The following is a 12,830-nucleotide window of genomic DNA, read 5'->3' on the forward strand; positions in this document are numbered from 1 at the left end:
TGCGACGTACTTCGATGTGAACGGCGTCATGCAAACCGCAGCGCCGAACGTCGCGCGGTTTGATCACGAACCGGTCAACGGGCAATTGCGCGGGCTGCTGCTGGAGGGCACGCGAAGCAACCTCGTCCCGAGCAGCACGGTCTTCTCGGCGAGTGCGCGCTGCAGTGTGACCGCATCGAGCAGAGCGGCGCCGGACGGCGTGACGATAGCGCGCAAGATTGCGGAAGACAGCACAGCGGGGGCGACGCACTATTCAGCGCAATATCTGAATGTGCCGGCGGGGCAGACCTACGCGCATTCCGTATACGCGGCACCCGATGGGCGCACGCAGTGCGGGCTGATGTTCATCGGTGCGAATGCCTATGCTGCAAATCCGTATGCTGTGTTCGATCTGACGACAGGCACCGTGCTCAACACAACGCGCAGCATCACGGCGTCGGCGCAGAAGTGCGCGAATGGCTTCTGCCGAGTGCAGGCGATTGCCACTACGGCCAATGCCGACACTGCTGCCGGATTCCTCCTCATGCCAGCGAAAGACGGCAAGGTCGCATACGACGGAGATGGTCGAAGTGGCATCGATGTCTTCGGGCGGCAGGTCGAGCAATTCGGATTCCCGTCGAGCTACGTCCCGACTTCGGGGGCATCAGCGACACGCGCGGCGGATCTCACGACGACGACCGATCTGAGCTGGCTCACTGCCAGCGAAGGGACGATCGTGGTCGATGCAGCTTTCGTGGGCGTCCTGGGCGGAGGAATGTTCGCGGTTTCGCTCGACGACGGAACGAATAACGGCATCGGTATTTATAAGGTCAACGGAAACGGGACCATCGCTGCGTTCAGCGGCGGAGCGGAAAGTTCGTCGCTCGGCTCCGTGAAAGATCGAGAACGCTTTCGTGCGGGGATCGGATGGAGCGCGCGGGGCGCGTCGGCATCGGCAAGTCTCGATGGCGCGCGCTCCATCACGATCGCCCAGACGGCAGCGGTGAACCCGGTCGCGCTGTCGCTGGGATCGGGACGCGGCGGCGCCTTCGCGTCGAGCATCTGGATCCGCTCGCTTCAGTACTGGCCGCGACGCCTGAGCGATGCCGAGCTCTCCGATGCCACAACGCTCACATGACGCCGGACACATAACACACCAGCCAGCCGCCTTCGGGCGGCTTTTTTACTTTGGAGATCGCCCGAATGACGTTGGACGAAGTTGTAAATACTGCAATCGGGCCCGCACTCGACATTCTGCCGCGCGCGATGGACTCGGCACCCGCGCGCGTGATGCTGCTTTCGATCGGGCAACAGGAGTCGGGCTTTGTCGCGCGTCGTCAGATGGGCGGCGGTCCTGCCCGGGGGCTTTGGCAGTTCGAGCAGGGCACGCAGGTGTCGCGCGGTGGCGTATGGGGCGTGTTTCTTCATGACGCTTCTCGATACTGGTTGAGCGTGTTGTGCGGCGCGCGTCGCGTCGCCTTCGATCCGGTCGTCATCTATTCTGCTCTTGAGCGCGATGACGTGCTTGCGGCTGGCGTTGCCCGCCTCATGCTGTTCACGGATCCTGGCAAACTGCCTGCCGTCGATGATGCGGCCGGCGCGTGGGCTTTGTATCTGCGCACCTGGCGACCCGGGAAGCCTCGGCCGGAGACGTGGAGCGCCTATCACTTGCGAGCCGTGGCTGTTGCGTCGAAGGCGGATGCGGGGGCAAATTGACCTTTACCGAATTTCTCGCGAGTCCGCAGTCAGTTATCGCTGCTGGCGTATCGGGTTCCATTGCACGGATGACGTTTAGACCGCCGAAAGGCACGGTACTGATTGTCACGCACGTTCTGATCGGCGCGCTTGTCGCGATCTTCGCAGTGCCGGCTGCGGTCGAATTCTGGGGCTCGGGGCGAAGCCTCGATTGGCAGCGCGGTATCGCGTTCGCCGTTGGTTTCGTCGGACCAAACATTGCCGAGATTCTCCTGCGTCTCGTCGATAGCCGCGGCGAAGAAGTCGGCGACGGCTTGATCGACCGGTTTTTCCCAACACGAAAGAAGGACACGCAATGACCATCCCTGCATCGGTGTATTGCATCTGGAATGTCGCGATTCTCGTGGCGTGTGCCTGGCTGATGAGTCGGCGCAACCAAGCGCGGGCGTGGATCGTACTACTGTCTCCGCTTCTCGCGGGCGTTATCTGGAACATCGCCGCGCTGCGCTGGCTCGGCTACGACAAAGTCGCGACGTCCGAGCAACTCGTCATGGTGGGTATTACGATCGTTCTGGGCGGCCTGATCTTTCTGCGCCGGCCGCTGGTCACGCGGTGAGGCGAACGAGGACATTCGGGCGAAGCCGCTCGACACGGTAGCGCGTTGCCTCAGGGCTTCGATGAACACGGGTGGCCGGCGGAGTGGCTGACATTCCGTGCGCCCGGACCGCCGCGCGCAGGGCGGACGCGACTTGGTCATTGTGGACGGGTACGGCGGCGCCGTGCGGGGGATTCTTTGCGGCCAACGGTGTTGGAGTCGTCCAAAACTCGCTTGTAACCTATTGATTAAACGAGTGCGTCGCTGTGCGGCAGTGTGCAGCGCCGGAGAGGGGCAAACGAGGCGCAAAGTCTTTTGGTGTAAGGCTCTCAGCGATTTCCCGCGATATTCTCCGACCAGACGTCGATATAAAAAAGCGAACGGCGCGAGTGCGCCGTTTTGACTGAACCGGGCGGACGTCGCGTTCGGGCGAAATCCGCAAAACCGGTATGTTAGCGCGTGCGGGCAGCCGGCGCGCGTCTGCCCGACACATCAGAAGCCGCCGTCGATCTCGATCTTGCTGCCGTCGAAAAAGCGCGACAGCCGGAATGCGCGCGGATCGACGAGCGGCGCGTCGTTCGCGACGAGATCCGCCATCAGTTGGCCCGCGCCCGGCCCGATGCCGAAGCCGTGCCCCGAAAAACCCGTCGCGACGAAGAGCCCGGGTTTGCCATCGACATCGGAGATGACCGGCACGGCATCCGGCGTCACGTCGATATAACCGGCCCACGCCTGTTCGATGCGCACGTGTGACAGCGCCGGAAAGAGCTTGCGAAACTCCGTGACCGCCGCCTCGTTGAACGATTCGACGGGCGCCGGATCGAGCGTGCGCGCGGTCTCGAAGACGGTCGGCCGATCGAGCGGCCAGCGGCGCGGCCGGCGCCATTCCTCGACGAAGCGCGCGTTGAGCCCGAGCTTGATCGAGCCGATCTGACTCTTGAGCGCAGGCAGAAACTTGGCAAACAGACGAAAGCTGTCGGGCGTGATGTCGTGATAGCTGTGAAACGCGTTGGCGATGGTGTAGCCGCCATCCAGACGTTTTCGATAGCCCATTTCCTGATTGCACGCGCTCACGTCCGGGCCGCCTTCGAGCGGCGCGGTGCGCATGACCGACGAGCGCACCATGAGTTGCGGCACGTCGACGCCGAGACTGCCCGCGAAATAGCGCGTCCACGCGCCGCCCGCGACGACCACGCTCGAACACCGGATGCGCCCGTATTCGGTGACCACGCCGCGGATCGCGCCGCCGCTCGTTTCGATGCCGCGCACCGCGCAGGGCGTGAGCACTTTCACGCCGCGTTCGCGCAACGCGGCGGCCATCGCGGGCACAGCGCGTTGCGGTTCGGCGCGGCCATCGCCCGGTGTGTAGATGCCGCCCGCGAAACGTCGCGACGTGCCCGACATCAACGCGCCGGTTTCCTCCGGCGAAACGATGCGCGAATCGAGCGCGTCGCGGCCCGCGAGCGAGACGGCGCGCGCGAGCCACGCTGCGTGATCGGCGAGGGCGTCGGCGTCGTCGGCGGCGTAGAGGATGCCGCATTCGCGAAAGCCCGTGTCGATGCCCAGTTCCGCATCGATGCGCCGCCAGAGCTTCAGACTTTCCAGGCTCAGTTCGAGCTCGCGCAAGTCGCGATGCGTCGCGCGGCACCAGCCCCAGTTGCGGCTCGACTGCTCGCCGGCGATATAACCCTTCTCGCACACGGCGACCGACAGCCCCTTGTCGGCGAGCGCGCGCGCCGTGCTGATGCCGATCACGCCGCCGCCCACGATGACGATATCGACGTAATCGGGAATCGCGCGGTCTTCGGTAATGCGTTCTGTAGGTGGACCCATGTGACGTGTCGTTGTGTTTTGTTATCGCGAACGGGCGATGATAGTCCAATGCGCGGCCTTCCTGCACCCGCTGGCCCGATCGGCTACGATGCAAGCGCTCAGGCTATCGAAGGGCGCCGGACCGGGCACGGCGCATGCGAATCGTCAGTTCCAATTCCATCTCTGGAGAACTCTCGTGCAAAAGACAGCATCGGCAAAATGGAGCGGCGGCATCAAGGACGGCAAGGGTTTCATCTCGACGCAAACCGGCGTGCTGAACGAAGCGCCGTACGGCTTCAAGTCGCGCTTCGAGGAAGGTCCGGGCACGAATCCGGAAGAGCTGATCGGCGCGGCGCACGCGGGCTGTTTCACGATGGCGCTCTCGCTGCAGCTCGAAATGGCCGGCATGAAGGCCGAAAGCCTCGAAACGAAATCGACGGTCACGCTCGACAAGGACGGCGACGGCTTCACGATCACCGCGTGCCAGCTCGATCTGAAGGCGAAGATTCCCGGCGCCGACAAAGCCGCATTCGACAAGGCCGCGCAGGCCGCGAAAGAGGGCTGTCCGGTGTCGAAGCTCTTCGCGGGCAATGCAAAAATCACGTTGAACGCCGAACTGGTTTCGTAAGCGGCTCAGCAGTTCAAACAGAAACGCGGACGGGCACCTCACCCGTCCGCGTTTTTTTCGCGCGTGAGTTCCTCGATGATGAGCCTTGCAGGCGCCGGCAACGCCGCGCCTTTTCGCGTCACGACGCCATACGGCTCCGTGCGCGAACGCACCGCGAGGGCGAGCCGCTTCGCGAGTCCGTGTCCGGCGAGAAACGTCGCCATGTCGAGCGGCATCATCGCGACGAGTGTCGGATCGCGTTGCAGCAGCAGGACGGTCGTGATCGTCGACGCCGTTTCGATCGGATGCAGCGGCAACGGCAGGCCCGCTTCCTTGAACTCGCGCTCGTAGAGGCTGCGGATCGGCATGATGGCCGGATAGACGATCCAGCGGCTCGACGCGAGTTCGCTCAGCTCGACGCGCGGCGCATCGACGAGCGCATGCGCGACGCCCGCGACGATCGCGAGCGGCTCGTCGCGCAATTCGACGTAGTGGTAGTGATCCGGCTGGCGCGCGACGCTCGCCCGGCAGATCGCGACATCGAGCCGGCCCTGATCGAGCAGCGAGAGAAGCCGCGCGCTCGTGTCTTCGACGACTTCGATGGTCAGCGCCGGCTGCCGCTCGCGCAGGCGCGCGAGTGCATCGACGAGCACGCCCGATACCGCGCCCGTGATCGCGCCGATCGCGAGCCGCCCGCCCGTGCCTTGCAGAATCCCCGCCATTTCCTCGCGCAAATGCGCGACGTCCATGTGAATCAGCCGCGCATAGCGGATCACGCAGCGCCCGAGCTCGTTCGGCTGGATGCCTTGCGCCGAGCGCGTGAAGAGCGTGGCGCCGAGCGTCGCTTCGATCTCGCGCAGCGCCTTGGTTGCGCCGGGCTGCGTGAGCGCCATTTCATCGGCGGCGCGATGCAGCGAGCCGTGATCGTCGAGCGCGATCAGAAGGCGCAGTTGCTTGAGCCGCAGGCGCGCGGCGATGGAATCGGCATTCGGCAGCATGGTTTCGGGCGGCATCAGGGACAACGAGAAGATAACGGAAAGTTATTGCCCCGGCAGCAGCTTTCATTATCCAAGCCGTGCAGCGTTCTCTACATTGTGGGTTCCGTTCACCCGTATAAGGAAACACCGACTCATGAAGCTGCTGCGATACGGCGCTCCCGGCCGCGAAAAGCCCGGCCTTCTCGATTCCAGCGGCGCGATCCGCGATCTGTCCGGCGTCATCGGCGACATTGCGGGCGATGCGCTGCTGCCCGAATCGTTCGCACGTCTCGCGAAGCTCGATCCGTCGACGCTGCCGGTCGTGCCTTCGGGCGAGCGCATCGGGCCGTGTGTTGGGCGCATCGGCAAGTTCATCTGCATCGGGCTGAATTATGCCGATCACGCGGCGGAATCGAATCTGCCCGTGCCGTCGGAGCCGGTCGTGTTCAACAAGTGGCTCTCGGCGGTCGTCGGCCCGAACGACGATGTGCGCATTCCGCGCGGCTCGAAGAAAACCGATTGGGAAGTGGAACTGGGCGTCGTGATCGGCAAGGGCGGCGCGTATATCGACGAAGCCGATGCGATGAGCCACGTCGCCGGTTACTGCGTCATCAACGACGTGTCCGAGCGCGAGTATCAGATCGAGCGCGGCGGCACGTGGGACAAGGGCAAGGGCTGCGATACGTTCGGCCCGATCGGCCCGTGGCTCGTCACCGCCGACGAAGTGCCCGATCCGCACAAGCTGCCGCTCTGGCTCGAAGTCGACGGCAAGCGCTATCAGAACGGCAACACCAGCACGATGATCTTCAAGGTCGGCGAGATCGTCGCGTATCTTTCGCGCTTCATGAGCCTGCAACCGGGCGATGTCATCTCGACGGGCACGCCGCCGGGCGTCGGCATGGGACAGAAGCCGGAAGCGGTCTATCTGCGTGCGGGTCAGACGATGCGACTCGGCATCGAAGGCCTGGGCGTTCAACAGCAACGCACGGTGGACGCATGAACCGATACGACTTCACGAAGCGGGGGGCGGTCGTGACCGGCGGCGCGCAGGGCATCGGCTATGCGGTGGCGGAGCGGCTCATCGAAGGCGGCGCGCGCGTCGCGCTTTGGGATCGCGATGAAGGCGCGTTGTCGGAAGCGCGTGCGCGTCTGGGCGACGTGCAAACCGTGCTCGTCGATCTGACCAATCGCGAGGCCGTGATCAAAGCGACATCGCGCACGCTGGAAAACTTCGGCCAGATCGACGTCCTCGTGCACAGCGCGGGCATCGCGGGCGCGAACGCGACGGTCGCCGACTACGCGCCGGAAGAATGGTCGCGCGTGATCGACGTCGATCTCAACGCCGCGTTCCATGTCAACCAGGCTGTCGTCAAAACGATGATCGCGCGCGGCTATGGGCGCATCGTCAATATCGCGTCGATCGCGGGCAAGGAAGGCAATCCGAACGCATCGGCGTACAGCGCGGCGAAGGCGGGCGTGATCGCGCTCACCAAGAGTCTCGGCAAGGAAACGGCGGGCCTCGATATCGCGGTGAACGCCGTGACGCCCGCCGCCGCGCGCACGAAGATCTTCGACCAGATGAAGCAGGAACACATCGACTACATGCTGTCGAAAATTCCGCGCGGACGCTTCGTCGAAGTGAACGAGATCGCGGCGATGGTCGCCTTCCTCGCTTCGTCGGAGAACTCGTTCACGACGGGCGCGGTGTTCGATCTCTCCGGAGGACGCGCGACTTACTGATACCCGCAGCACGTACATAACAAAGCACAGCAAGGAGACAAGCATCGTGGATTCCATCGCCGCCCCGCGCGCCGCCGCGCACGACGACGCACAGATTTACCGCAAGGTGTTCTGGCGCTTCGTGCCGCTGTTCGTCGCGTGCTTCGTGTTTTCGTATCTCGACCGCATCAACATCAGCTTCGCGAAGCTGCAGATGCAAAGCGAACTCGGCTTCTCCGACGCCATGTACGGCTTCGGCGCGAGCGTGTTCTTCGTCGGATACTTTTTGTTCGAAGTGCCAAGCAATATCGTGTTGCATCGTGTCGGGGCGAAGCGCTGGATCGCGCGCATCATGATCACGTGGGGCATCGCGTCGGCGTGCATGATGTTCGTGCGCACCGACACGTGGTTCTATGTGCTGCGGTTTCTGATCGGCGCGCTCGAAGCGGGCTTCGTGCCGGGCGCGCTGTACTTCTTCACGAAGTGGTTTCCATCGTCGCGGCGCGGGCGCATCAACTCGTTCTTCATGGCGTCGATCGCGCTGTGCGGGATCATCGGCAGTCCGCTGTCCGGCGCGATCATGAAATTCTGCGACGGCCTGAACGGCATGCCCGGCTGGCAATGGCTCTTTTTGCTCGAAGGCATTCCGTCGGTGCTGCTCGGCTTCGTCGTCCTCGCCTTCGTCGATGACGACGTCGACCACGCGAAATGGCTCGACGCCGACGAAAAGCGCGCGCTGAAGGCGCAGCTCGCGAGCGATCCGAAAGTGGGCGAAGTGCATTCGCTCAAGGCGGCCTTCAGCGAGCCCGTCACGCTCGTGATGGCGCTCATCTATCTGTTTCTCGCGATGGGCATCTACGGTCTCGTCTTCTGGATGCCGCAGCTCGTCAAGACGGCGGGCACGAGCGATCCGTTCATGATCGGCCTGATTTCGATGCTGCCTTACGCGGTCGCGGGCATCGGCATGATTCTGATCGGCAAGCACTCGGACCGCACCGGCGAGCGGCGCTGGCACCTCGGCGCGTGCGCGCTCGCGGGCACCGTCGGTTACGTGCTGTGCGGCTTTTTTCCGGGCAATACCGTGATGCTCGTGGTCGGACTGACCGTCGCGGCGACGGGCATCATCACGTCGCTCGGGCTGTTCTGGATCTTGCCGACGCGTTTTCTCACCGGCATCGCGGCGGCGAGCGGCATCGCGTTGATCAATTCCGTCGGGCAGTTCGGCGGCATCATCAGCCCGTACATGGTCGGCAAGGTGAAGACGATGACCGGCAGCGCGACGCCCGGCCTCTACGCGATCGCGTTCGCGTGTCTGCTCGGCGCGATGCTGATCGTGTGGGGCTTGCCGCGCCGCCTCTATTTCCGCGAGAACGGCAGCGAGTGAGGCGTTTTCGACCGCACGTCAGTGAGGCGCATTGACGACGACGTATTGCACCGACGTACCCGAGTATTGCGGCTGATACCACGTCGAGCCGCATTGCTGATACGTCACGCCGTTGACGCTCATCGCGGAGCAACTGGGCGGCAGCGTATGAACCATCGATCCGACGACGGCTGCGGTCGCGACCGCGGTTGTCGTCACGGCGGCAGCGGTCGCCACGGGATGATCGTTGTAATAGCCGCCGTTGTGATAACAGCAGCCGTGGTCATTGCTGATGTTCTGCGCGGCAGTCGTCCGGTTGCTGCTGATGTTTTGCGCGGCAGTCGTCCGATTCGAACTGACCTGCTGAGCGGTGTCCTGGCGATTGCTTTCGCGCGTGGTCCGGTTGGATTGCCGCGTCGCGACATTGGCTTCGTGCGAGCTCTGCCAGGCGCCGCTGTTCACCGAGGTCTGAGCGCCGCCACGGACCTGATACGCGCTTGCCGTCGACGCAATTCCCGCCACGATCAGCCCCGCGCCTGCCGTCGTCCGGAAGTTTTTCACATTCATCATGATTGTCTCCGCATCCGTGGATTATTGCGCGCCCTTCACTTGAACGATCTTTATTTCATGTGCATTTTCAGGAGCGGAAAAAGAGAATGTGTTTTTGCTGATGTCCGGATTGAGATTCCAGTGATATACCGCCGTGTATTGCGGGCGATCCTTGTCCGCCAATGTCACGATATTCAACTTGCACGGAAGCGGCTGATCGCCTTTTTGAATCCAGATTTGCCAGTCCACCGCGCGTTCGTGATAGGCATAATGCGAACATGTGACGCCATTGACGACTTCATCGCCGATATAGGCGGCGGAAATCACTCTTTTCATGTCGCTCGGATTCGCGCCGAGCGTGAAAATATCGCTCAGCGGCAGTTCGATTCCGTACTTATCGCTCAGATCGTTGATCAGTTCCTTGATGGTCGCCGGCGCCGCGACCGTCGCATAGTATTTACCGGGTTCTGTATATAACGTGAAGGACTTGCCGTCGAAAAAGACGTGACGGCTGCTTCCCAGCGCGCCTCCGGATATATCCGCCTTGAGATGGTCAGGGCGATTCACGGTCAACTTCGTATTGTGCGCCAACTGGATCAACTGCTCGGTTTTGCCGTCCACCATGATCTGATCGGTCGTCGAATCGACATCCAGAACGAAGTGCTTCACGGTTTCCATATAGGCGCTCATTTTCGTCAATGCATCCATCGCATTGGCGTCGGGTTTCTGCGTAGCCGCCGTTTCTTTCGCCGATGCATTTCCCGCACTAGATAACGCTCCTGCAACAACCGCGCAAAACGCCATGTTCGCGAAGATGGCCTTCATTTGCGTTCTCCTTCAATCGACGGTTGGCCGCTACCGATGTTCGAATGTCGAGAATATCGTCTATAAGATGGAAGCCGGTCGATTCAACTGAAACAGTGATTTTCAATTTTAGTTTTTATGCGTCACTTGAATGCGAGGCGCAAAGCACTTGCTTAAGGATGTAGAAATGCCCGCCAGTGTTTCGGCTTCGGCATGAATATTCATTTGATCCCGGCGCCGATCGAAATAATCGCCGCCTGCGACGCCGGGTATGTGAAACAATGCAATCTCTTTAATTCAAATGCGGAGATTGCAGCGCTCATTCGATCTTGTGAGCGCCCTGGCCAGTTTTCCGTGCGGCCTTGTGCGCGTACATCTTGTTGTCGCTGGCCGCGAGCAGGTCGATCACCGACGTATGCCGACCGGCGTCGAACTGCGTCTGTCCGACGCTGAAGCGAATCCGGTAGTCGCGCTCCAATGTCGCGTTGCTCGCGGCGAGCGCTCCGCGCAGGCGTTCGAGCGCGCGGTGCGTGTCATCTTCGCGGGCATCGGTCAGCAGCGCGACGAACTCGTCGCCACCCAGACGGCCGATGACATCGCTTTCCCGCAGCGACTCGCGCAACGCGGCCGCGAAGGTCACGAGCGCGCGATCGCCTTCCGCGTGGCCGAACGCGTCGTTGATGCGTTTGAAATCGTCGAGATCGAAGAACAGCAGCGACGCGTCGCGGCCCAGGCGCTTGCAGACGTTCAGCGCGTGCTGCGCGAGCGCCTCGAAGCCACGGCGGTTGGCGACCAGCGTCAGTTCGTCGACGGTCGCGAGTTCGATCGCCGCGATTTCCTGCTCGGCGATATGCGCGAGATCGCGCAGCAGGCCGCACTCTTCGGCGTCGAGCTCGCGCGGGCGCTGATCGATGAGACAGAGCGTGCCGAGCTTGCTGCCGTTGGGCACCGTGAGCGGCTGGCCCGCGTAGAAGCGGATGCCGGGTTCGCCCGTGACGAGCGGATTGTCGTGGAACCGCATGTCGGCGCGGGCGTCGGGAATCATGAAGACGTCATCGTGCAGGATCGCGTGTCCGCAAAAGGAAATGTCGCGCGACGTCTCCTGTACGCCGAGGCCCGCGCAGGACTTGAACCACTGCCGGTTTTCATCGATGAGCGAGACCAGCGCGATCGGCACATCGAAAAGGCGGCGCGCGAGGCGCGTCAATCGGTCGAAGCGTTCTTCGGCGGGCGTGTCGAGAATCGCTAGCGTGCGCAGGGTAGCGAGGCGGGCGGATTCGTTCTCGGGTATCGGTGCGGCGAGCATGAGTCTCCGTGCTTTGGGGTGACGATCGAAGTCACTATTTTCTGATAATTGCGCAATTAATACACCCGCCCGTGCGAAACGCACGAGTGACGCACATGACCCCGTTTTCGCTATCATGCCGATGGTCTGCGTCCCTTTGTCACGGCAATTTCCTCGCACGCGCCGCGCTTGCGCAGGTCCGACGGATTCGGCGCGTTTTTGCCTGACCTTGCGGCCACATCGCATGAGCCGACGATCCCATTCACCCGATCTGCCCGGAGCGCCGATGAAACTCAAGCTGGACTGGACCCTCATTACCCCGATTCTCGCGCTCGTCGTGCTGGCCGCGAGCGCGCTCATCCATAGCACCGCGCTGATCGTGGTCGCCGCCATCGCGCTCGCGTTCGCCGTGTTCGCGGCCGTGCATCACGCGGAAGTGGTCGCGCATCGCGTCGGCGAGCCGTTCGGCACGCTGGTGCTGGCGGTCGCCGTCACGGTGATCGAGGTTGCGCTGATCGTCTCCGTGATGCTGTCCGGCGGCCCCGACAAAGCCGGCCTGCCGCGCGACACCGTGTTCGCCGCGATCATGATCTGCGGCTGCGGCATCGTCGGGCTGTGTCTGCTCGTCGGCGGCTTGCGGCATCACGTGCAGGATTTTCAACTGCAAGGCGCGAGCGCCGCGCTCGCGATTCTGTGCGCGCTGTCCGTGCTCACGATGGTTTTGCCGAATTTCACGAGCACGGTCGTCGGCCCGGCGCTGTCGACGTCGCAACTGATTTTCGTCGGCGTGATCTCGCTCGTCTTGTATGTGACTTTCGTCTTTGTGCAGACGATCCGCCATCGCGATTATTTCCTGCCATACGCGCCGCCGGCCGCCGCCAACACGCAGGACGAAGACGAAGCGCCGCACGCGCCGCCGCCCAGCACGCGCGAGGCGTGGGTCGCGCTCATCTTTCTGATGCTCTCGCTGGTGTCGGTGGTCGGACTGGCGAAGCTGCTGTCGCCGGCGGTGGAAGCAGGCGTCGCGGCGGCGGGCGCGCCCGAGGCGGTCGTGGGCATCGTGATCGCCGCGCTCGTGCTGCTGCCCGAAGGCCTCGCCGCCTTGCGCGCGGCACGCCTGAACCGCCTGCAAACGAGCCTGAATCTCGCGCTCGGCTCGGCGCTCGCGAGCATCGGGCTGACGATTCCGACCGTCGCCGTCGTGTCGATCTTCATGGGCCAGCCGATTTCGCTCGGGCTCGCGCCCAAGGAAATCGTGATGCTGGCGCTGACGCTGATCGTGTCCGTCATCACGCTCGGCACCGGCCGCTCGACGGTGCTGCAAGGCGTCGTGCATCTCGTGATCTTCGCGGCGTTTCTGTTTCTTTCGGTCGTGCCTTGATACCTGTCGACTGACCAATCGTGCGGTTTTGTTACCATTCACGGTTTTCGCGCGTCCGCGCGCG

At 63.1% G+C, this 12,830-nt stretch carries 14 protein-coding genes; 8 read left to right on the forward strand and 6 right to left on the reverse strand.

Annotation, left to right across the window (positions count from 1 at the left end; genetic code table 11):
- Together AWB76_RS19185 and AWB76_RS19190 are read left to right on the forward strand one after the other, a co-directional pair.
- Positions 1–1,117, forward strand: a 1,117-nt coding sequence (locus AWB76_RS19185; RefSeq protein WP_061161736.1) for a phage head spike fiber domain-containing protein, incomplete at its 5' end; no start/stop codon positions are given.
- Positions 1,118–1,182: 65 nt separating this feature from the next.
- Positions 1,183–1,695, forward strand: coding sequence for a hypothetical protein (locus AWB76_RS19190; protein WP_061161737.1), 513 nt, complete (start codon positions 1,183–1,185; stop codon positions 1,693–1,695).
- Positions 1,696–1,724: 29 nt separating this feature from the next.
- On the opposite strand, the gene AWB76_RS40995 is transcribed toward AWB76_RS19190, so the two are convergent.
- Entirely contained in the window at positions 1,725–2,030 is a 306-nt protein-coding gene (locus AWB76_RS40995) for a hypothetical protein (protein ID WP_157696163.1), read from the reverse strand.
- Here AWB76_RS40995 and AWB76_RS19200 point away from each other — a divergent pair.
- Complete coding sequence (locus AWB76_RS19200; protein WP_061161739.1) at positions 2,030–2,290, forward strand: hypothetical protein; 261 nt, start codon at positions 2,030–2,032, stop codon at positions 2,288–2,290. The two genes, AWB76_RS40995 and AWB76_RS19200, sit on opposite strands and share 1 nt — an antisense overlap.
- Positions 2,291–2,761: 471 nt before the next feature.
- On the opposite strand, the gene AWB76_RS19205 is transcribed toward AWB76_RS19200, so the two are convergent.
- Positions 2,762–4,102: an NAD(P)/FAD-dependent oxidoreductase gene (locus AWB76_RS19205; RefSeq protein ID WP_061161740.1), complete on the reverse strand. Its 1,341-nt coding sequence runs from the start codon at positions 4,100–4,102 to the stop codon at positions 2,762–2,764.
- 175 nt (positions 4,103–4,277) lie between these two features.
- Here AWB76_RS19205 and AWB76_RS19210 point away from each other — a divergent pair, with 175 nt between their 5' ends.
- On the forward strand, positions 4,278–4,709 hold the full coding sequence (locus AWB76_RS19210) for an OsmC family protein (protein ID WP_061137104.1): 432 nt from the start codon (positions 4,278–4,280) through the stop codon (positions 4,707–4,709).
- A gap of 38 nt (positions 4,710–4,747) precedes the next feature.
- On the opposite strand, the gene AWB76_RS19215 is transcribed toward AWB76_RS19210, so the two are convergent.
- Positions 4,748–5,686, reverse strand: coding sequence for a LysR family transcriptional regulator (locus tag AWB76_RS19215; RefSeq protein ID WP_061161919.1), 939 nt, complete (start codon positions 5,684–5,686; stop codon positions 4,748–4,750).
- A gap of 133 nt (positions 5,687–5,819) precedes the next feature.
- Between AWB76_RS19215 and AWB76_RS19220 the strand changes: the two genes are divergently transcribed.
- From AWB76_RS19220 to AWB76_RS19230, 3 genes are read left to right on the forward strand one after another with little or no spacing between them, the layout of a single operon-like run.
- Positions 5,820–6,665 (forward strand): fumarylacetoacetate hydrolase family protein, encoded by an 846-nt coding sequence (locus AWB76_RS19220; protein ID WP_061161741.1) that lies wholly within the window; start codon positions 5,820–5,822, stop codon positions 6,663–6,665.
- Positions 6,662–7,405, forward strand: coding sequence for an SDR family oxidoreductase (locus AWB76_RS19225; protein ID WP_061161742.1), 744 nt, complete (start codon positions 6,662–6,664; stop codon positions 7,403–7,405). Before AWB76_RS19220 ends, AWB76_RS19225 begins: the two co-directional genes overlap by 4 nt.
- 46 nt (positions 7,406–7,451) lie before the next feature.
- Complete coding sequence (locus tag AWB76_RS19230; protein ID WP_061161743.1) at positions 7,452–8,768, forward strand: MFS transporter; 1,317 nt, start codon at positions 7,452–7,454, stop codon at positions 8,766–8,768.
- 18 nt (positions 8,769–8,786) lie between these two features.
- Here the strand turns inward: AWB76_RS19230 and AWB76_RS19235 are convergent, their stop codons facing one another.
- The 3 genes from AWB76_RS19235 to AWB76_RS19245 form a co-directional block, all read right to left on the reverse strand.
- A complete protein-coding gene (locus AWB76_RS19235) occupies positions 8,787–9,317 on the reverse strand; it encodes a DUF6515 family protein (protein WP_244173403.1) in 531 nt (176 codons plus the stop codon).
- A 21-nt stretch (positions 9,318–9,338) separates the two neighbouring features.
- Positions 9,339–10,121, reverse strand: a complete 783-nt coding sequence (locus AWB76_RS19240; RefSeq protein ID WP_061161744.1) for a DUF2092 domain-containing protein — start codon at positions 10,119–10,121, stop codon at positions 9,339–9,341.
- Positions 10,122–10,419: 298 nt separating this feature from the next.
- A complete protein-coding gene (locus AWB76_RS19245; protein ID WP_061161745.1) occupies positions 10,420–11,406 on the reverse strand; it encodes a GGDEF domain-containing protein in 987 nt (328 codons plus the stop codon).
- 265 nt (positions 11,407–11,671) lie between these two features.
- Between AWB76_RS19245 and AWB76_RS19250 the strand changes: the two genes are divergently transcribed.
- Complete coding sequence (locus AWB76_RS19250) at positions 11,672–12,766, forward strand: calcium:cation antiporter (RefSeq protein ID WP_061161746.1); 1,095 nt, start codon at positions 11,672–11,674, stop codon at positions 12,764–12,766.
- The last annotated feature ends 64 nt before the right edge of the window (positions 12,767–12,830 follow it).

It is taken from the genome of Caballeronia temeraria, from assembly GCF_001544795.2.
In the GTDB taxonomy this organism is placed as follows: Bacteria; Pseudomonadota; Gammaproteobacteria; order Burkholderiales; family Burkholderiaceae; genus Caballeronia; species Caballeronia temeraria.

What these genes read in the sequence shown, in the direction of transcription:
- AWB76_RS19190 (WP_061161737.1), top strand. Translation starts at nt 1,183, where the DNA reads ATGACGTTGGACGAAGTTGTAAATACTGCAATCGGGCCCGCACTCGAC.
- AWB76_RS19200 (WP_061161739.1), top strand. Translation starts at nt 2,030, where the DNA reads ATGACCATCCCTGCATCGGTGTATTGCATCTGGAATGTCGCGATTCTC.
- AWB76_RS19205 (WP_061161740.1), bottom strand. Translation starts at nt 4,102, where the DNA reads ATGGGTCCACCTACAGAACGCATTACCGAAGACCGCGCGATTCCCGAT.
- AWB76_RS19215 (WP_061161919.1), bottom strand. Translation starts at nt 5,686, where the DNA reads ATGCTGCCGAATGCCGATTCCATCGCCGCGCGCCTGCGGCTCAAGCAA.
- AWB76_RS19220 (WP_061161741.1), top strand. Translation starts at nt 5,820, where the DNA reads ATGAAGCTGCTGCGATACGGCGCTCCCGGCCGCGAAAAGCCCGGCCTT.
- AWB76_RS19225 (WP_061161742.1), top strand. Translation starts at nt 6,662, where the DNA reads ATGAACCGATACGACTTCACGAAGCGGGGGGCGGTCGTGACCGGCGGC.
- AWB76_RS19235 (WP_244173403.1), bottom strand. Translation starts at nt 9,317, where the DNA reads ATGATGAATGTGAAAAACTTCCGGACGACGGCAGGCGCGGGGCTGATC.
- AWB76_RS19240 (WP_061161744.1), bottom strand. Translation starts at nt 10,121, where the DNA reads ATGAAGGCCATCTTCGCGAACATGGCGTTTTGCGCGGTTGTTGCAGGA.
- AWB76_RS19245 (WP_061161745.1), bottom strand. Translation starts at nt 11,406, where the DNA reads ATGCTCGCCGCACCGATACCCGAGAACGAATCCGCCCGCCTCGCTACC.
- AWB76_RS19250 (WP_061161746.1), top strand. Translation starts at nt 11,672, where the DNA reads ATGAAACTCAAGCTGGACTGGACCCTCATTACCCCGATTCTCGCGCTC.